We start from the raw sequence: 19,928 nt of genomic DNA, 5'->3' as shown, positions 1-19,928 counted from the left end.
TAAATACTTGTTTTAATGATAAAAATTCAGGAAAATCCCATATAAAACAAATAGCCATGGATGGCTCCATGACTATTCAGGTTTGGGATGATCTTCGTTCCATCCCGATATGTGAACATTATTCATGCTGTCGAATTAAATCATGTATAACATTTCATTTGGTTTCATTTCTGGTAATTCCATTTGCAATTCGAGATTAAAAATAACATCTATCCAAAGGGAATGCAACCCCTTTTAGGAAGATCAAAAAATAAAAGATTCGTGTCCATCAAGCTCCCAAAATCAAGAAATCCCCTTTCGCTTCTGCCTGGAATATGCCAGATCAGAGCATTAGGGGATGGTTAGTTAGATACTTGTATAATTCACTCTTTTGAGTCAGTAGGCTTCAAGCTCAAACAGCCGTTTCTGGTGGCGCGCAAGCTTTTCATCAATCTGCTGAACTTGATCAGAAGTAGATGCATCCAATCTTGAATCGAGTAACGAATCAACTTCGGCGTATAACCTGTTTATCTCGCGTTCAATATCTCGAGCCTGGAACACACGTTGCAATTCAAGCAACGTATTTTTGTATTCGTAGATGACACGGGTATTCTCGCCGGTCTGCTCCACAATTTTACGGACAACGCCCTGAGTATAAACATACGTCATGGTGAACTCCTCATAAATGCGATGAACAACGCCATCACCCTTAAAGGTCATAAAGAGCTTTCGAACTACGTTCGTCAGATAATGGTTTACCAGGCGGCAAGATAACTCACAGATGTAAAACCCTTCCCTACGGTCAAAAGGGAAATGAACTTCTTCTCCACTCACATCCACGAGCACAATTTCCTGGCAGCCATTCTCCATCACCTTCACTCGTTGATGAATCCGGCCATCTTCTGTCATGCGTAAAAACTGATGCATCTGGGGTTCTGACAATTTCAAAGTGGCTTTAACATACTCTGTGGCTAATCGCTGAGCCATAAAATCTCCTCAATTCTTTCCCGATTGTTTTGTCTTCCTGCACTTGTGGCAGTGATCTCAAAATTCTTCAGGTCGGCAAGGCCGCTACTTTGGTACTGTTGGCACAAATGCACCTATACTCATTATACACTACCGTATAGCTATTTCGCCCCAAAATAAAACAATGAATGTTCACTAAAATCCATAAAATATGGATTAATCCTTGATCGCATCAAAGATCCACCCCAGTTGCTCGCTTTCCTGCATCAAAATGGCGTAATCCCCGGTTATCCGTTAATTTCGTTGTCTTCGTGATTTTTCTCAGCCTGTGACTCTTCTTCCACTGTTTCTTGACCGATTCCGGCAAAGCGAGTGATGATCTCCCATAACTCTTCTTTACCTAAACCTTCTTCCGATGAAAACGGTACAAACAGATCGCCAGGACGAAGATCCAAAGCTTCTTTGATGACTTTAATATGTTTGGCTCTACGCGTTTTTGGAATCTTGTCCATCTTCGTCGCAACCACTACCAGAGGCAAGCCATGATGGCGGAGCCACTCATTCATCATCTTGTCATCCTTGGACGGCTCATGTCTCATATCCACCATCTGCATGACCAGTTTCAATTCCTCGCGTCCCAACAAGTACTTCTCCATCATTTTGCCCCAGGCAAAGCGTTGCTCTTTGGAAACTTTAGCGTAGCCATATCCCGGGAAATCGACGAAGTAGAGATCCTGATTGATCTTATAATAGTTCAGTTGCTGTGTCTTACCAGGAGTAGAACTTGTCCGTGCCAAGTTTTTGCGATTAATCAAACGGTTGATCAAAGATGATTTCCCTACATTGGACCGCCCCGCCAAGGCAATCTCGGGCAAGCCGTCCTCGGGGTATTGTTCAGGCCGAACGGCACTGATAATAAATTCGGATTGATTTACTTTCATAATGTATCTGTCCTCTCTTTAACTCCTGTGCTCTTACTTAGAGCTGCTGTTGGTATTATGCCATGGATTGTTCTATCATACCAAAAAAACCGTTCCAGCGGACGCCAAAGCTTCCGCAGAACGGTTTACTCTTCATACGATCCCTCGTTTAACGGACTACAGGTGAATTCCTGCCTGTTCCACAAGCGCATGTTGCAGCACCTGATCCATATGAGCTACAGGAACAAATTCCACATCTTCTTTGATGCTGTCTGGAATATCCCGCAGGTCCCGTTCGTTATCCTTGGGCAATAATATTTTTTTGTAACCGGCACGGTGAGCCGCCAGTGATTTTTCCTTAAGTCCGCCAATCGGCAACACACGACCACGAAGCGTTATTTCGCCAGTCATGGCAATGTCCTTGGAGACATGTTTGTTTGTTAGAGCAGAGATCAACGCAGTCGCCATCGTAATTCCGGCAGATGGTCCATCCTTCGGAATGGCTCCTTCCGGAACGTGGATATGGATATCGTTCTTCTCGTGGAAGTCGGACGGAATGCCAAGCTGTGCAGCTTTGGATCGGGTGTAGCTGAATGCCGCCTGAGCCGATTCCTTCATGACATCGCCCAGTTTACCCGTCAACGTCAGCTTGCCTGTACCAGGTACAACGGTAACCTCGATCACGAGGGTATCTCCACCCACTTCAGTCCACGCTAGTCCCGTCACCGTACCAATCTGATCTTCCAGTTCGGCCATACCATAGCGGAATTTACCCGGACCAAGGTAATTCTTCACTTCATCTGGTGTAATGTTAATCTGACCTTCTACACCAGACACGATGTTTTTGGCCGCTTTTCGACACAACGAAGCCATCTGCTGTTCCAGATTCCGTACGCCGGACTCTCGTGTATATTCACGAATGACACGCAGCAAGCTGTCATCCCCGATATTCAGCTGATCTTCTTCCAGGCCATGGTCCTGTTTCTGTTTCGGCAGCAAATAGTTTTTGGCGATTTGCAGTTTCTCCAGTTCGGTATATCCCGGAATATTGAGCATCTCCATCCGGTCCAGAAGCGGACGCGGAATGTTATGCACTGTGTTGGCAGTTGTAATAAACATAACGTTAGATAAGTCAAACGGCAACTCTACAAAGTGATCACTGAACGTGTTGTTCTGTTCGGGATCAAGAACTTCGAGCAACGCTGCGGAAGGGTCTCCGCGGAAGTCCGAAGCCATTTTATCGATCTCATCCAGCAGGAACACCGGATTGAGTGAACCCGCCGTCTTCATGCCCTGAATGATACGTCCTGGCATTGCACCCACATAGGTGCGACGATGACCGCGAATTTCTGCTTCATCTCGCACGCCCCCCAGCGATATTCTGACGAATTCGCGTCCAAGGGATCTGGCGATAGAGCGGGCAAGTGACGTTTTTCCGACCCCTGGAGGTCCAACCAGACAGAGGATCGGTCCTTTTAGCTTTTTCACCAGCTTCTGAACAGCCAGATATTCAAGTACACGTTCTTTCGGTTTTTCCAAACCGTAGTGATCTGCATTTAGCACATCTTCAGCCTTTTGAATATCCAGATCGTCGGCTGTCATCTGCGTCCAAGGCAGTCCGAGCAGCCAATCCACATAGTTGCGTATAACGCCGCCTTCGGCAGAACTTGATGGCATTTTCTCCAGACGATCAATTTCTTTCTCAACCTTTTCCTTCACCTTGTCCGGCAAGTCAAGAGCCTCCATTTGATTTCGGAGTTCCTCAACTTCCCCGGCACGGCCTTCTTTCTCACCCAGCTCTTTTTGAATCGCCTTCATCTGCTCACGCAGATAATATTCTTTCTGGGTTTTCTCCATCTGTTTCTTCACGCGCTGACTGATCTTACGTTCAAGCTCCAGCACTTCCCGCTCATTGTTCAGGATGTCCAGCAGCTTCTCCAGCCGTTCACGAACGTCGATGGTCTCCAAAATCTCCTGTTTGTCCTTGATCTTCAAAGACAGGTGACTGGTGATAACATCGGCCAAGCGACCTGGTTCTTCAATATCGGACACAGCCGCAAGTGTCTCAGGTGTAACTTTTTTGGACAGATTAATATAATTTTCGAACTGGTTCAGAACTGTACGCATCAGCGCATCCGTTTCTGGATGACTGTTCTCCTCTTCAGGAAGCTCTTGAGCCAGAACCTCATAGTATTCCTCGTTGTCCGTATATTCAATGATTTCAGCCCGTTCCAAGCCTTCCACAAGTACACGAATCGTCCCGTTTGGAAGTTTCAGCATCTGTCTGACCTTGGCAACGGTTCCGATTCTGAAAATGTCCTCTTGTGTTGGTTCTTCAATATTTACCTCGGCTTGGGAACATAGGAGAATCAAATGTTCTTCTACCATCGCTTTTTCTAAAGCCTTGACCGATTTCTCCCGGCCCACATCGAGATGCAGTACCATACTCGGGTAGACGAGAAGTCCTCTTAAAGGCAGTAAAGGAAAACGACGACCTTTCGCTTTGCTCGGTCCCATCGCTTTCGCACCTCCAATGGCTCTCAGGTTGTAGTCATTCATTATTCTATCAAATGTTCACATAAAAAACCAATGAAGGGAAGCGCTTAGCAGCTTCCCGAATCTGTAACCTGTCCTGGACGGGGTAAGTCAGCACGTAAATAGGATGCGGATGCCGGTGGGAAGATCTCCGGTGCAGGTGTCGCTGTCTCCTCCGCAAGGTTGATTTGTTTGACTTGCTCCTCATTGGGCACCCAGTCAAATACTTCTCGGAATACGTCTTCAACAGTATCGACCGGGATAACACGTAAGCCATCCAGATTTTCAAAGATGGACTGCCAGTTCTCTGCCGGAATAATGACCGTCTTCGCACCCGCCTGGAATGCAGCCTCCACTTTGGCGAGTACACCGCCGATCGGTTTTACCCGGCCATGAATACTGATCTCGCCAGTCATCGCTGTCTCATGGTCAATCGGACGCCCCTGGATGGCTGATGTAATGGCTGTCGCCATAGCAATCCCGGCAGAAGGGCCATCAATTGGCGTTCCACCTGGAAAGTTGACGTGTAAATCATAATCGTTAGGACGAATACCCATGGCCTTTAATACGGTTAACACATTTTCAACCGAGCCTTTAGCCATGCTTTTTCGCCGGAGTGTGCGCGAACCGCCTCCAATCTCTTCTTCATCCACAACTCCCGTGATGTTAATTCGTCCCTGATCTCGAAGAGCCGGAACAGCGGATACTTCGATCTCCAGAATGGTGCCCATATTCGGTCCATATACGGCCAAGCCATTCACAAAACCGATCTGCGGCCGCAAAGGCACCTTGCGATCTGGTCGGGGCTGAATCTGGCTGCTGCCAGCGACCCATTCCACATCCGAAGCCTGCAACGTTTCACGTTTTTCAGTCAAAGCCAGCCCCGCAGCGAGCTGAATGATATTCACCGCTTCACGACCATTGGTTGCATAGCGCTTAACCACATCCACTGCTTCTGGACACGGACTGAATCCGATTTTCTGAACAGCATCTTCCGCGATTTGCCCAATCTCTTCGGGCAGCAATGGACGGAAATAGACCTCCATGCACCGGGAGCGCAAGGCTGGAGGCAGTTCATGGGGCGAACGAGTCGTCGCTCCGACCAGACGAAAATCGGCTGGCAGGCCATTTTGAAAAATATCGTGGATATAAGCAGGAGTATGCGTGTCTTCCGAGTTATAGTACGCACTTTCCAAAAAGACCTTGCGGTCCTCCAACACTTTCAGCAGTTTATTCATCTGGATGGAATGCAATTCACCAATCTCATCAATAAAAAGCATCCCTCCGTGCGCTTTGGTAACGGCACCGGGTTTCGGCTGAGGAATACCAGCTACGCCCATCGCTCCTGCTCCCTGATAGATCGGATCATGCACTGAACCAATCAATGGGTCAGCAATACCCCGTTCATCAAAACGCGCCGTCGTGGCGTCGAGTTCCGTGAATTTGGCATCGGCCTTGAAGGGAGATGACGGATTCTTTTTGGCTTCTTCCAAAACCACCCTTGCCGCAGCTGTTTTACCTACCCCTGGAGGTCCATATATAATGACATGCTGAGGATTAGCACTGCATAGTGCGGCTTTAAGGGCGCGAAGTCCGTCTTTTTGCCCTACAATGTCATTAATGGTTGCCGGACGTGTCTTCTCTGACAGGGGCTTGGTGAGTGAAATGGAGCGTAACTTCCGCAGCTTCTCCAGTTCCTTGCGGGATTCACGCTCAACCGCACCGCGATTCGTTTTCTGCCCACGAAGCAAATTCCAGAAATACAAACCGATCACCACACCAAAAAATAACTGAATCATCATTATGACCATACCAAATTCCATGTCTCAACATCCTCCTGTTCTATCCCTATTCTCATATGAGATCATGCTAATACTTGGTAGTATAGCCTTTTCACCGAGACGTAAACGGGTGATCAGGAAATTGTATGTTTGAGAACAAAAAACAGCCCGTCAAATGATGACGGACTGTTACATAACGATATATAAATCAATCAGTGCGAGCGACCAGGAATAACGCCTGTCGTTTCATAGGACTCCACGATTTTGTCGATCTCTTTTTTCAATTCCTCAACCATGATTTCTTCCGGAACTTTACGGATCATTTTACCATGACGGAACAACAAGCCTTCTCCACGTGCACCGGCAATACCGATATCCGCTTCCTTGGCTTCACCCGGACCGTTAACGGCACAACCCAACACCGATACTTTGATCGGCACCTTGAGTTTGGAGATATACTCTTCCACTTCATTCGCAATGGAGAACAGATCGATATCCAAACGCCCACAGGTAGGACAGGAAATCAGCGTAGCTGCATTGGAAATTAGACCAAAGGTTTTGAGCAGGTCACGAGCGACCTTGATTTCCTCAACCGGGTCTGCACTAAGCGATATCCGCATCGTCGAACCAATACCCATCGATAACAAAGCACCCATACCGGCAGAACTTTTAATTGTACCCGAGAACAATGTACCCGCCTCGGTAATCCCCAGATGCAACGGATACGGAATGATTTGAGCTGCTTTGGTATACGCCTCAATCGCCATCGGCACATCCGATGCTTTGAGAGACACGATGATATCATGGAAATCCAATTCTTCCAAAATACCAATGTGATAAAGTGCACTTTCTACCATAGCATCAGCTGTTGGGTAACCATATTTCTCAAGCAAATGGTTTTCCAGAGATCCTGCGTTTACCCCGATTCGAATCGGAATACCCTTCTCTTTACAAGCTTTGACGACTTCCTCTACTTTTGCACGTTTACCGATATTGCCGGGATTAATCCGTACTTTATCGATGCCGTTCTCAATCGCAAGGAGCGCCAGTTTATAATTAAAATGGATGTCCGCTACGAGCGGAATATTAATCCGTTTTTTGATTTCCTTGATGGCTGCTGCAGCTTCCTCATTGTTCACTGTTACACGCACCACTTGACATCCTGCTTCTTCCAAACGCAAAATCTCTGCCACGGTCGCCTCAACGTCTGCCGTTTTCGTTGTACACATGCTCTGGATGATGACTTCGTTGCTGCCACCAATCGTTAAGTTACCCACTTTTACGGGTCGTGTATCTTGTCTTAAAAACATGAGTGATTTCTCTCCCCACAACGTCAAAGCTCCACCCTGACAGAGACATGAATTCGCCTTCTGCCAGGAGTGGAGAACTGACAAGTCTATATTTCAGTGTTGAAACGGAATATTAACCTTTAGTTAGGCACTTTCTTCCTGCTTGTCGTCCTTGGATTGGCTTAGTTCAGGAACGACTCTCTTCTCAACGACTTCTTCGGTAATGACACAGTTCGTAACATCATCACGGGAAGGTACTTCGTACATAATCTCAAGCATAATGCCCTCGATGATTGCGCGCAGACCACGTGCACCCGTGTTACGTTTAATGGCTTCCTTCGCAATCGCCAGTAATGCTCCTGGTTCAAACACCAGATTTACATTATCCAGTTCAAGCAATTTTTGGTATTGTTTCGTAAGCGCATTTTTTGGCTCGGACAGAATCCGTACCAATGTATCTTCGTCCAGAGGCTCCAAAGTGGAGATAACTGGCAAACGGCCTACAAATTCCGGAATCAGACCGAATTTCAGCAAGTCTTCCGGCAATACCATACCCAGATATTCACCTGGTTTAAGATCTTTTTGTTCCGCAACGGTGTTAAAGCCGATGACTTTTTTACCGATCCGGCGTTTGATCATTTGCTCGAGACCATCGAAGGCACCGCCACAAATAAACAAGATGTTGGTGGTATCAATCTGGATGAATTCCTGATGTGGATGCTTACGACCACCTTGTGGCGGTACAGAAGCTACAGTTCCTTCCAGGATTTTCAGGAGCGCTTGTTGAACACCTTCACCCGATACATCACGTGTAATGGATGGGTTCTCGGATTTACGCGCTACTTTATCAATTTCATCGATATAAATAATGCCGCGCTCTGCTTTTTCCACATCATAATCAGCAGCTTGAATCAGCTTGAGCAGAATGTTCTCTACATCTTCGCCGACATAACCTGCTTCAGTCAATGAAGTTGCATCAGCAATAGCAAAAGGAACATTAAGGATTTTGGCCATCGTTTGCGCAAGCAACGTTTTACCAGAACCCGTAGGTCCTAACAGCAAAATGTTACTTTTTTGCAATTCAACGTCCTCAATCTTGCTTTGTGTGTTGATCCGTTTATAGTGATTGTAAACCGCTACAGACAAAGACTTCTTCGCCTGATCCTGTCCAATGACGTACTGGTCAAGAATGTCGCGGATTTCTTTCGGTTTTGGAATATCTTTGAGGTCCAGTTCTTCGTCATGACCGAGCTCTTCCTCTACGATTTCAGTGCACAGTTCGATACATTCATCACAAATGTAAACGCCCGGTCCAGCGACCAGCTTGCGCACCTGTTCCTGAGATTTACCGCAAAAAGAGCATTTCAATTGCCCTTTCTCATCGTTAAATTTAAACATGAAACCACCCCTTTAGGAATTGATCGGTCTGCTGAGCACCTGGTCAATAATGCCGTACGTTTTGGCTTCTTCAGCACTCATGAAAAAGTCACGGTCTGTGTCCCGCTCGATTTTCTCAAGGGGTTGACCTGTACGATCGACGTATATTTGATTCAGTTTCTGACGTGTTTTAATAATCCATTCTGCGTGAATTTTGATATCCGCAGCCTGTCCTTGAACGCCGCCAAGCGGCTGATGAATCATCACTTCGCTGTTAGTCAGCGCATATCGTTTGCCAGGAGCACCGGCTGTCAGCAATAACGAGCCCATGCTTGCTGCCATACCTACGCAAATGGTCGATACATCCGGCTTGATATATTGCATCGTATCGTATATACCCATCCCTGCGGTGACAGAACCACCAGGTGAATTAATGTACAAGCTGATATCCTTCTCAGGATCGTCGGCTGCCAAAAACAAAAGCTGCGCTATGACAAGATTGGCTACATCGTCATCAATCGCACTGGTTAAAAAGATAATGCGATCCTTCAGCAAACGCGAATATATATCGTAAGACCGCTCGCCTCGATTGGTTTGTTCAACAACCATTGGCACCAGACTCATGAGACCAACCTCTTTTCTACATGTAATTAGACATAGGCTACCTGTAAAGCAAACCCAAATTCATTCTAACACGTTCCTGTGACAATGTCATTTTTCACAAGTGGTGTCAAGACAGAGTGAGTTTACTTTTTTGCCTGATCATATTTAACCATGTTTTCTATGTATGTGCAAATCGGAGCAATCCTATGCCGTTTCACCTTTTTTTTATTTGCAGGAGAACCATAGGACGTTGAATGTGCATAACCAATGCCACAACGAATCCCATCCATATTATTACTGAATCCTCTATAAAATGGATGCCATAATTTAAAAATAAGGCACGCAATGATTCACGTGCCTTATCGTTTATTCAGCTGTTCATTACATAACAGCTTGTCTTATTTTTCGTCAGCTTCTGCAGCAACTTCTTCAGCTGGAGCTTCAACAGCTTCAACGACTTTGCTGTTCTCAACGAGAACATCGATCGTTTTACGCAGTTTCACTTCGTCACGAAGGCTGTCCAGGGAACCATTACCCTCGAGAATGCCACGAATCTCTTCAGCAGGACGCTTGTAAGACTCAGCCATTTTTTCGAGTTCTTGGTTAACTTCTTCGTCAGACACTTCGATGTTTTCCGCTTTACCAACTGCTTCAAGAACCAGGTTGTTACGAACACGTTTGGAAGCATCTTCCTGCATTTGTCCTCTCAGGTCAGCTTGTGTTTGACCGGAGAAGCTCAGGAACATTTCCAGGTTCATACCTTGGTTGCGCAGACGGTTGTCGAAATCACGCATCATGTTTTGTACTTCGCTGTCGATCATTGCAGAAGGAATATCCACTTCAGCATTTTCAGCCACTTTTTCTACAACAGCATTTTCTTGAGCTGCTTTGGCTTCATCTGCTTTGCGGGATTCCAATTGCGTTTTCAGGTCAGCTTTGTACTCTTCAAGCGTATCGAATTCGCTAACATCTTTTGCAAACTCGTCATCCAGTTCAGGAAGTTGTTTACGTTTGATTTCATGTACTTTCACTTTGAATACCGCTTTTTTGCCAGCCAGTTCAGCTGCATGGTAGCTCTCTGGGAAAGTTACTTCAACGTCTTTGAAGTCGCCTGTGGAAAGACCCACAACCTGCTCTTCAAATCCTGGGATGAATGTGTTGGAACCAAGTTCCAGGGAATAACGCTCAGCTTGTCCGCCTTCGAACGGTACACCATCAACGGAACCGTCAAAGTCGATTACAGCAACGTCGCCGTTTTGTGCAGCGCCTTCGTCGATAACAACGAGTTCTGCGTGACGTTGTTGAAGACGCTCGAGCTCTTCAGTCACTTCTACATCCGTTACTTCATGTTTGGCTACAGCAACTTCAACGCCTTTGTAGTCACCCAGTGTAACTTCAGGTTTAACGGTTACTTTCGCTTTGAACTTGAATACTTGTCCTTTAGCGAATTGCTCGACGTCTACGTCAGGACGATCAACCGGGAAGATATCCGTTTGGTCGATTGCTTCTGTGTAAGCTTCAGGAAGCAAAATGTCAATTGCTTCTTGATACAAGCTTTCCACACCAAAACGAGCTTCGAAGATCGAACGTGGAACTTTACCTTTACGGAATCCAGGTACGTTTGCTTGTTTAACTACTTTATTAAAAGCTTTGTCGAGTGCTGCAGTTACACGATCTGCACCCACTTCAACCTCAAGAACCCCAAGGTTCTTCTCTATCTTTTCCCAAGTTGCTTTCATTGTATACTTTCCCCTCCAAAATTCGCATGTTCACGTAGGCAATCACGTACAAAATAACCATTTTAGTATAAACAAGATTAGATTCTTTTTCAAGGGGAATCCCTTGATACGGTTTGAGGAAAACGTTTCCGGGTCCTATTGACCATCCAAACCGGCAGAAACAAACTGCTTCATCGATCGATATGCTTGCTCCAGACGAAAGCGCATCGCCCCTGTCACAGCATACATTGAGCGAGTATCTTCCTCGTCATGCGAACCGCCCAGACTGTCTGCAACGGTCATATGTAGAGCAGCAGCCCATATATCTGTCATGGAATCATTTTCTTCCAGCATGGACAGGTAATCACGGGTTCCGTACACGGCCATGACATATTGAATCCATAGTTCTTGTGCAAAATAAAAGAGCGTAGGTTCATGAACCTCCGTCTGATCTGCCACTCTTTCAAGAATCTGAACGATCTGAATCGGGAAATCCTCAGGTCTCAGCGGAACCGTATCAATCTCCACTTCAACCGGCTCTTCCCCACGAGTAAACGCAATAATGCCTTGAACACCTCGGCGGCGTAATGTCTGAAGCACACGGAACTGAAGTAAAGGATGCAGCGTCTTGTCTTTGAGCCAACCGGTAAGCGAATCATCAATTTCTGGCCGATCGAGATATGCAAGCTGCTCCAGCGCCAGCATCGTTTGTTCAGATAAAGGTTCCTCCATCACGGTACGAAGCAGTTTATCCGCATAGCCGTCATCCTGCTCAAGCTTGGATCGGGCATGTTGACGTGCCATGTCCTCTTCGCTGATTTCCTCTTCCTCACGCTCTTCACGAACCTCGGGTAAATCTTCCCCATAATGAGGGAATGCAGCTTCAAGCCATTCGAGCAGGGCTCGCCATTCGTCGTAATGCCGTTCTTCCTGCCCTTGGCATTGCAGCAAAAAGCGAAGCAGGTCCATCGCTTCACCATATCGTTCATTTTCTAGCATAACCGTCAATTGAATCTGGTAATAGTCCAGCGTCTTAGGAAACAGCACGATATTGTTACTGTGCTCGGTTTCCGGGGTCGTGGATTCCTTAATAGGAGCACCTCCTCTGTATCCTGAATCTCCAGTCGCAATCAACCATAAATAGATGTATATTAAACGAAAGTCGATCTATTTTTTGAGTTCTTCTGATATTCTAACATAACCTTAATTATAATAAAAAAAACGTTACTGCCGCCAAATATCATATACGAAAAATATATTAAAATAAAATGTTTGATATTCATCATTATTTATGATAAAATCAATTTTGCTTGAAAAATTTCATGTCTCAGTAGCTCAGCTGGATAGAGCAACGCCCTTCTAAGGNATTTATGATAAAATCAATTTTGCTTGAAAAATTTCATGTCTCAGTAGCTCAGCTGGATAGAGCAACGCCCTTCTAAGGCGTCGGTCGGGGGTTCGAATCCCTCCTGGGACGTAATTAAAGAAATGCTTCCTTCGGGAAGCATTTTTTTGCGTTCTGGGGATGATTGAATACGTTAATCGGCTGATGTTGACACGGGATGTTATGCTTGTTTATGTATATGTATGTATCAAAGTATACATATTAGACAAATAAACTATAGGAGATTTACCATGCCATCATCTTTACGTCAAAACTCACCTGACCGCTCTGCAGTCGATAATTCATCGTCAGCATCCATGAAACTCGGGCTCTTGCTGGCAGGCATTATCGTTATCGCAGCAACAATGCGTTCACCTATTACGGCAACAGGTCCCATTGTGGAACTGATCCGTACAGATACAGGAATAAGTCATACATTGGCAGGCTTACTCACCTCTCTTCCTTTGCTTGCCTTCGCGGCAATCTCTCCGTTCGCTCCACAATTGGCGCGAAGATTCGGACTAGAAACCGCTCTGTTAACTGCCATAATCCTCGTGACCATAGGCGTATCCCTCCGGTTTATGCCCTCTGTACCCGTTCTCTTTGCAGGAACAGCGATCCTTGGATGTGGCATTGCCCTGAGCAACGTATTGCTGCCCAGTCTAATCAAAAGGGATTTCCCATTGCGAGTAGGGCTCGTTACCGGACTTTATTCTGTGTCCATGAATATATGGGGCGCTATCGCCTCAGGAATCAGCGTTCCTGCGGCAGGCTTAACCTCCATGGGTTGGCATGCTTCACTCGGCATGTGGGCTATACTGTCCATTTTGGCCCTCATTCTCTGGCTGCCTCACGTCCGTTCTGGACGTCGCGGCGAAGTTTACGTGGCTTCGAAAACGGAAGCGAAGCCGGTTCGCCTTATTACATCTTCCTTAGCCTGGTATGTCACATTGTTCATGGGACTGCAATCTTTAATTTTTTACACTACAATTACCTGGCTGCCAGAGGTTCTATCTGATCAGGGTTTCAGTTCCTCTTCAGCGGGCTGGATGTTATCCCTGATGCAAATGGTTAGTGTTCCGGTAACGTTCATCGTTCCCATTCTGGCTGGACGAATGAAAGATCAACGTGGGCTGACAGCAATTACAGGTTCATGTCTGATTCTGGGGTACGCATTCCTTTTGAGCGGCATCTCCTCTCTCGTAACCGTCGGTGTTGCTTTGGCCGGCGTTGGAGCCGGGGCTTCGTTCGGACTTGTAACCATGTTTTTTGTACTGCGTACGTCTGATGCAAGACAGGCTGCGGGACTTTCAGGTATGGCTCAATCCTTTGGGTATATGCTGGCAGCCGTCGGGCCGTTGCTGTTCGGCGTGCTTCATGATTGGACACAAGGATGGACCCTTCCCTTGCTGGTACAGGTTCTCCTCGCCATTGTATTACTGATAGCAGGTATAAAAGCCAGCAAGAATCGAGTGATCGGTTAGATTAATTTACGCTCCCCTTATGAGTGACAGGCTAACAAAACCTGTCTCCATGAGGGGAGCATTTTATTATTAGCGGACTTTCATGCGAACTATATTCAATTTACAACTAACAGGACAATAAGCAGTTATCCATTCACTCAACAGAGAAAAAACAAAATAAAACGGTCTCCATCCCGCGAGGATTAGGATGAAGACCGCTTATGTGAAAAACAATTGCTTCAATAAATAAGTGCCGAAGAGTTTATTTCACTTTTACCGTGATCTTATCAGTGCTGGTGACACCCGCTGCGTTGAGTAACTCAGCCCGGTAAGTATACGTGCCCGAAGTGCGTCCAGTCAGCGAAGTAACGGCACTTTGCGCATTAGGCGTAACCGCATTGAGTGCTTGGGTATCGATCAACTTATCATTTTCGTAGAGGCGATACTCAGTAGCATTGGTTCCCCACCACAAGTTCATAGTTACCTTATAATTACCGTCGCCATCCCAGTTATCTTGAGAGAGAACTGCTTTGCCTGGCGATGCGTTGGTAACCTTGACTGTCAGTGTCTGACTCCGCGTGGTCCCTTTGTCGTTCGTTAGCTCAGCTACGTACGTATAGGTGCCGTTGGCTTTGCCTGTGATCTTCGTTTGGGCAAACTGTGCCAGAGGCGCATTGTAGGTCAACTTCTGCGTATCGATCAAAACCCCGTCCTCATAAAGCTTGTAGCTGGTGGCATTCTCGCCCCACCACAGGTTCATGGTAACGATATATGAGCCTTCGCTCAGGCCATTACCAACCCAATTATTATGAGACAACACAGGTGTGCCAGGCGCTTTGACAGCTGGAGTTTCCGGCTCAGTCTCCTTGGATTTCAGACTCAGTGCCGTAGTGGCTTTACCAGAAAGCCCTTGTTGGTCTTTTACCGTAAGTTCAACGGCATATTCACCTGCTTGGATGCCTTCTAAAGGAAGAGTGAAACTACCATCAGGTTTTACTTCAAATACACCCTCCTTGTAAATCGAACCATCCTCTTTTTTCAGGACATACGTTGCTTTCAAGGCAGCCGCTGGGTCAAACTCAATGTTCCAGTTCTCTTTAAGTGAAGGAGCAACACGGAAGTACAAATCATCCACACTGCCGTTAATGACAGCAGATTCATCTTGCTTGAATTCCAACTTATCTGGTGCTGTTACATCAGGCGCTGCTTTTTTCACCAAAAATGGAGAAGTATCTTCGATATACGTTTTGCCATCAACACCGATTGTAGTGATGTCAACCGTATAAAGACCATCTGGAATAGTTGTTACCTCGTCGGTAGTGTAGTCTGCATACTCTCCATCCCAAGCTAGATTATATCTTGTGTTGGCAGCAAAATTGTAGTAGTTCCCAAAAATAGATCCAATATATCCATCTCCATAATAGCCCCCATCCGGGTTAAGGCCATCAAAGATCTCAATAAGGGCAAAATTCATAGGATTGTAGAATTCCATAGCTACATTGAGTGTATCCAGCGTACCATCAGACTTCAATGGATAATGGAACGGGTTCTTCTCTGTACCATATACAGTCTCAATGTATTTAACGCCTGCCAGGGTAAGGTTGAAATGTGCGACATATGGAACACTGAATGTGTCCGTTCCATTAGACAACTGAAGGTATCCTTGCGCTTCTGTTACCGCAGTAACACCTTTTGGAACTGTAATAGTAACCTGTAACTCTTCCTCACCATTCAGTGTAAAAGAGCTCTTGTCCACCGCAACGGATACACCAGGGATTGTACGTGTCGGATTCACGCTTACAGTGTAGTTTCCACCGCTGCCATTCAGCGACTCCACTTTGATCGTTTTGCTGACGATTTTTTCGTCCGTGCTGAGGAAGTTGCCAAAATTCACACTACCTGTAACATTTGGTTTCTCTACAGCCACGCCATTCTCTGTGTATTTCGTTACATCCAATACTTTAACAAATGCAGCAGGATCAATCGTTTTCACCGCTTGAATACGCCCTGCACCTTGATCAAACACATCGTAATTGGTTGTGTCGAGCACTTTACCATTGTTCATGAGTGCTACTTTAATATCAAATGGTGTCCAGTCACTGTGCTTCTCAATCAACAGGGCAACTAGTCCGGCAACATGAGGCGTGGCCATACTTGTACCTGATTTACGATCATAAGCCTGTGAATAATCTGCTTCAGGCTCGTCCTTGCCATAGGCAGGAACAGTAGACAGAATGCTGGTACCCGGTGCAACTATATCCGGTTTGATATCCAGAGTCACCTTGGCTGGTCCGCGGGAGCTGGATGGATTCATTTCATCTCCAGCCGTTTGACCTTTAACGAAGTCACTGAAACTCACTTCAACGCTTTGACCAGCATCCAGCTCAGCCTTGATACTTTCTCCATCTTCCTTCGACATGCTCAAGGTTGGAATAAGTTCAAAATTATCTCCCAAACTCACACCGATCGGGCCTGGAATATTGTTATATACGATAATAGCAACTGCACCAGCAGCTTTGGCATTGGCTACTTTCTCTACAAATGCCAGCTCACCGCGCTGTACAAAAGCCACTTTGCCTGTAAAATCCTTGCCTTCAAAGTCGGTCGGTTTACCCAACCCTGCAAATAAAAGATCATATTGATCCGTCAAAACCGATTCCGGATCGGCTGAAAGACTCCAGCCCATTACATCAAGTCGGTACACCGACTCAGTAACAGCCAATGGATTTTGCTCCGTTTCAGTTGGAGCAATCGCAGGCTCTTCTTTCACAGGTGCAACCTCTGGAGAGGTTTCGACTGGTGCCGAAGGCGAGGCTGGCTGAACACCCTCTTCTGATTGGCTGGCTTCCACATCTAAAGCTGTATCATCGTCAGATGCTGATTCAGACAATGCAGCTTCGTTTGTTGATGAAGCTTCATCACCTGTCACATCTTCCGGTGTGGTTGATAATTCACCTTGAGCCGGAACTTCAGGAGTATCCGTACCCGGTGCTGTACCCAGTTCAGGAGACGGCTCAACTTCAGGGACAGGTTGTTCTTCAGGAAGCGTACCTTCACCTTCCTCACCAATCCAGAAATGCGTGTTGGCTGTTATACTCTGGCTAGGCCCTGTGGAGTTACCTACAGTGATTGCCATAGCAGATGCTCCTGGAGAACCTAATGTATAACGATTCGGACCATCATTTCCGCTTGCCACAACTGCTGTCACGCCAGACAGCATGGCATTATTCAGTGCAACTGAAGTGATATAACTTGGATCATTGGCAGCGTTACCCAACGAGAGATTGATTACGTCCATGCCATCGGCAACGGAACGGTCAATTCCACCAAGCACCCATGAAGTTTGACCACTTCCGTAGGGTCCAAGCACACGATAGGCATAGATGTCAGCTTCGGGTGCAACCCCGACAATACCGTAGTCCCCTGCTTCACGAGCAGCAATGGTACCGGCTACGTGAGTACCGTGGGATGTGTAATAGGCGCTTCCATTCGCATTAAATTCAGGTGCGCCAGATCCTTTCCATTCTTCACGTGTTGTCTCATAAGGATCATTGTCATTTTCAACGAAATCCCATCCACCTTTGTAGGCGTCTTGCAAATTAGGATGTTCATAATCGATTCCTGTATCAATAACACCAACTTTGACGCCTTTTCCTTTGTATCCCAGATTCCATACTTCAGGGGCGCCAATAAATGGTGCGGTATCTTTCATATAAGGATTCACTTCATCAGTTTCCGGGGCTACGTTAATTTCAAGGTCAGGGTATACACTGACAACGCCCGGTATGCGAAGCAATTGCCCCAATTGGTTACCCTTAAGTTCAATGGCTACACCATTCAGAGCATATGCGTAATTTTCCAATACTTCGTGTTTGATTTTATTCTGAGTGAGGCTATGTACAAATGACTGATGTTGTTGCTCGACTTGATTCACAGCCTTTGTTTCCATAGAGGAGGTAAAAGATTTTCCTGAGAGGGTAGATTCGCCTTGCGCAACAGCAACTGGTTTATTGGAGAGCTCAACAATTACTCTTGTATTCTCCCCTCCAAGACCTTCCAGGCTCTTGTCCAAAAATGGATCTGCTGCAAGCTTGCCTTCCCGCTGGGCAAGAATTTCTCGCCATTGTTTGGCTTCGGCCTTGCTTAGCGAATTCTCAAGCTGTACACCTACAGGAGCGGCTCCAACCGCTGGCATGATGATAGAAAAAGTCATCAGGATACTTAACAATATAGATATCAATCGTTTATTCAAGGCTATGCCCCTCCTTCTCAATATGAAAGTACCTCACCAATCGCTTGGGTCCTGCAATGACAAGTACTGCAATACCTGTGACAACTCACCGCCCTATCTGCAAGTAGATTGACCCTTGGTAAATTATTCTACTAAAATAGCACATTTACCTTCTAAATAATTACAAATATGATATAAAAATTACTTATATGGTTCTTGAGTAAGAGAAAAATGTGAAATTGTATTTATTTGTCGATTTAATAATTCAATTTTTAAATACAACATAGGAAAAAAGGCCAAGAGTCTCTTCATTCTGAAAGAGATTCCCAGCCTATATGTGATCGATGGATTTCATGAAAAATATATTATTAATTCATTTAACAGTTACACATCTTTTGCTTATTTAACATCCCGGCTTCACTGCTTCAATTCGAAGACGCTTATAATCGGCATAGATTGCATCTTCTTTCCAGAGCTTCGGCACAACGATATGGCTAGTTTCACGACAGATTTTCTGAATTTGCTCCTGACTCAAACCTTCAAAATAGTCCCCTCCAAAATGAGCCAACCAGCCCTCTATACCCTGTTCACCATCCGCCAATCTGGTAGGACGGTCATAGTGATAGGCCTGTCGCACCAAAAATCCGCATTGTTTCAAAATGTTGCTATATTGCCCGATCGTCGGGAAATACCAAGGGTTGCGCTCTGATCCACGAATGCCAGTGTGTCGCTCAAACACTTCCTCTAATGCATCTACAATGATCTGTACATTGCCTTTGCCACCGAACTCCGCTATAAAACGTCCCCCAGGCTTCAAAGACTTCCATACACTATCCACTACAAGTCGAGGACTTCGCATCCAATGCAGAGCTGCATTGGAAAAGACGGCATCATAGAGCTTGTTCGTCGCAAACTGATGTCCATCACCCTCCATAAACTCGATATTGGGGAACTTCTCTTTTGCACGGCGAATCATGTCCGGTGATGCATCCATGCCAACTACCTCAGCCTGCGTTACAGAAATTTCGTACGTCAAATCCCCCGTTCCACATCCCAAGTCAAGGATATACTCCCCTTTTTGAGGTTGAAGCCATGAGATTAAACTTTTGCCGTAACCCGATACAAAAGCCAGTTTGTTGTCATACTCATCTGCTTGCCATTGATTAATCGATTGCATGGATACCACCATCGCTTTCATGATTGATATCTTCATTGTGTCACAAGATGGTTTATTATTTAAATATATAAATTCTATACATTTGATAGTTTATACCTATAAACTATCACCAAACTCCGACGAACCATCGGGGTTCTCATCCCTGTACGCGAAAAAGCTTCTCGAAGGAAGCTTTTTTCTAACGTCCCAGGAGGGATTCGAACCCCCGACCGACGGCTTAGAAGGCCGTTGCTCTATCCTGCTGAGCTACTGAGACAAATATGTATAATAAAAATACCGCGCGATTCCTATTATACTCTGATTTCTATATTTTTCAATAGTTTTATAAAAAAATTAATAATTACATCATTCCACATGGCTTGAACGTATTATTTTCATACTCAATACAGGTACAGAATATGAATGCTTTAAGCAGGCAATATTGAGGATATCAAGCTCAGTGCATTTAAAATGGGCAGACCTATTCAGGATGAGACTTGCTGGGTAATCATTTGCATACATACAT

At 45.7% G+C, this 19,928-nt stretch carries 12 protein-coding genes and 2 tRNA genes; 2 read left to right on the top strand and 12 right to left on the bottom strand.

Annotation, left to right across the window (positions count from 1 at the left end; genetic code table 11):
• Window positions 1–375 precede the first annotated feature (375 nt).
• The 9 genes from CS562_RS21045 to CS562_RS21005 form a co-directional block, all read right to left on the bottom strand.
• A complete protein-coding gene (locus tag CS562_RS21045) occupies window positions 376–966 on the bottom strand; it encodes a non-ribosomal peptide synthetase module (RefSeq protein WP_076290791.1) in 591 nt (196 codons plus the stop codon).
• A gap of 266 nt (window positions 967–1,232) precedes the next feature.
• Window positions 1,233–1,886, bottom strand: coding sequence for a ribosome biogenesis GTP-binding protein YihA/YsxC (yihA, locus tag CS562_RS21040; protein ID WP_076290792.1), 654 nt, complete (start codon window positions 1,884–1,886; stop codon window positions 1,233–1,235).
• Between the two features lie 156 nt (window positions 1,887–2,042).
• Entirely contained in the window at window positions 2,043–4,382 is a 2,340-nt protein-coding gene (gene lon, locus CS562_RS21035) for an endopeptidase La (RefSeq protein ID WP_099858120.1), read from the bottom strand.
• A gap of 86 nt (window positions 4,383–4,468) precedes the next feature.
• Window positions 4,469–6,223 (bottom strand): ATP-dependent protease LonB, encoded by a 1,755-nt coding sequence (gene lonB, locus CS562_RS21030; RefSeq protein ID WP_099858119.1) that lies wholly within the window; start codon window positions 6,221–6,223, stop codon window positions 4,469–4,471.
• A gap of 170 nt (window positions 6,224–6,393) precedes the next feature.
• A complete protein-coding gene (gene ispG, locus CS562_RS21025; RefSeq protein WP_076290795.1) occupies window positions 6,394–7,491 on the bottom strand; it encodes a flavodoxin-dependent (E)-4-hydroxy-3-methylbut-2-enyl-diphosphate synthase in 1,098 nt (365 codons plus the stop codon).
• Window positions 7,492–7,614: 123 nt separating this feature from the next.
• Complete coding sequence (clpX, locus tag CS562_RS21020; RefSeq protein ID WP_063566713.1) at window positions 7,615–8,868, bottom strand: ATP-dependent protease ATP-binding subunit ClpX; 1,254 nt, start codon at window positions 8,866–8,868, stop codon at window positions 7,615–7,617.
• Window positions 8,869–8,880: 12 nt separating this feature from the next.
• Entirely contained in the window at window positions 8,881–9,471 is a 591-nt protein-coding gene (gene clpP / locus CS562_RS21015) for an ATP-dependent Clp endopeptidase proteolytic subunit ClpP (RefSeq protein ID WP_024633993.1), read from the bottom strand.
• Between the two features lie 377 nt (window positions 9,472–9,848).
• On the bottom strand, window positions 9,849–11,189 hold the full coding sequence (gene tig / locus CS562_RS21010; protein ID WP_076290796.1) for a trigger factor: 1,341 nt from the start codon (window positions 11,187–11,189) through the stop codon (window positions 9,849–9,851).
• Between the two features lie 135 nt (window positions 11,190–11,324).
• Complete coding sequence (locus tag CS562_RS21005; RefSeq protein WP_099858152.1) at window positions 11,325–12,167, bottom strand: hypothetical protein; 843 nt, start codon at window positions 12,165–12,167, stop codon at window positions 11,325–11,327.
• A gap of 404 nt (window positions 12,168–12,571) precedes the next feature.
• Between CS562_RS21005 and CS562_RS21000 the strand changes: the two genes are divergently transcribed.
• Together CS562_RS21000 and CS562_RS20995 are read left to right on the top strand one after the other, a co-directional pair.
• Window positions 12,572–12,645: transfer RNA gene (locus CS562_RS21000), tRNA-Arg, on the top strand.
• A 158-nt stretch (window positions 12,646–12,803) separates the two neighbouring features.
• Window positions 12,804–14,036, top strand: a complete 1,233-nt coding sequence (locus CS562_RS20995) for a CynX/NimT family MFS transporter (RefSeq protein ID WP_099858118.1) — start codon at window positions 12,804–12,806, stop codon at window positions 14,034–14,036.
• 241 nt (window positions 14,037–14,277) lie between these two features.
• Here the strand turns inward: CS562_RS20995 and CS562_RS20990 are convergent, their stop codons facing one another.
• The 3 genes from CS562_RS20990 to CS562_RS20980 form a co-directional block, all read right to left on the bottom strand.
• On the bottom strand, window positions 14,278–18,267 hold the full coding sequence (locus CS562_RS20990; protein WP_099858117.1) for a S8 family serine peptidase: 3,990 nt from the start codon (window positions 18,265–18,267) through the stop codon (window positions 14,278–14,280).
• A gap of 382 nt (window positions 18,268–18,649) precedes the next feature.
• Entirely contained in the window at window positions 18,650–19,444 is a 795-nt protein-coding gene (locus CS562_RS20985) for a class I SAM-dependent methyltransferase (RefSeq protein ID WP_257219568.1), read from the bottom strand.
• A 161-nt stretch (window positions 19,445–19,605) separates the two neighbouring features.
• Window positions 19,606–19,679 (bottom strand) — tRNA-Arg (locus tag CS562_RS20980).
• Window positions 19,680–19,928: the final 249 nt, after the last annotated feature.

The organism is Paenibacillus sp. LK1, assembly GCF_002750415.1.
In the GTDB taxonomy this organism is placed as follows: Bacteria; Bacillota; Bacilli; order Paenibacillales; family Paenibacillaceae; genus Paenibacillus; species Paenibacillus taichungensis.
The sequence above is the reverse complement of the archived record's forward strand: the minus strand, read 5'-3'. Positions and strand labels throughout refer to the sequence as shown.

Bases quoted from the DNA above. Each gene is read 5' to 3' on its own strand.
- CS562_RS21045 (WP_076290791.1), bottom strand. From the start codon at position 966: ATGGCTCAGCGATTAGCCACAGAGTATGTTAAAGCCACTTTGAAATTG.
- yihA (WP_076290792.1), bottom strand. From the start codon at position 1,886: ATGAAAGTAAATCAATCCGAATTTATTATCAGTGCCGTTCGGCCTGAA.
- lon (WP_099858120.1), bottom strand. From the start codon at position 4,382: ATGGGACCGAGCAAAGCGAAAGGTCGTCGTTTTCCTTTACTGCCTTTA.
- lonB (WP_099858119.1), bottom strand. From the start codon at position 6,223: ATGGAATTTGGTATGGTCATAATGATGATTCAGTTATTTTTTGGTGTG.
- ispG (WP_076290795.1), bottom strand. From the start codon at position 7,491: ATGTTTTTAAGACAAGATACACGACCCGTAAAAGTGGGTAACTTAACG.
- clpX (WP_063566713.1), bottom strand. From the start codon at position 8,868: ATGTTTAAATTTAACGATGAGAAAGGGCAATTGAAATGCTCTTTTTGC.
- clpP (WP_024633993.1), bottom strand. From the start codon at position 9,471: ATGAGTCTGGTGCCAATGGTTGTTGAACAAACCAATCGAGGCGAGCGG.
- tig (WP_076290796.1), bottom strand. From the start codon at position 11,189: ATGAAAGCAACTTGGGAAAAGATAGAGAAGAACCTTGGGGTTCTTGAG.
- CS562_RS21005 (WP_099858152.1), bottom strand. From the start codon at position 12,167: ATGCTAGAAAATGAACGATATGGTGAAGCGATGGACCTGCTTCGCTTT.
- CS562_RS20995 (WP_099858118.1), top strand. From the start codon at position 12,804: ATGCCATCATCTTTACGTCAAAACTCACCTGACCGCTCTGCAGTCGAT.
- CS562_RS20985 (WP_257219568.1), bottom strand. From the start codon at position 19,444: ATGAAAGCGATGGTGGTATCCATGCAATCGATTAATCAATGGCAAGCA.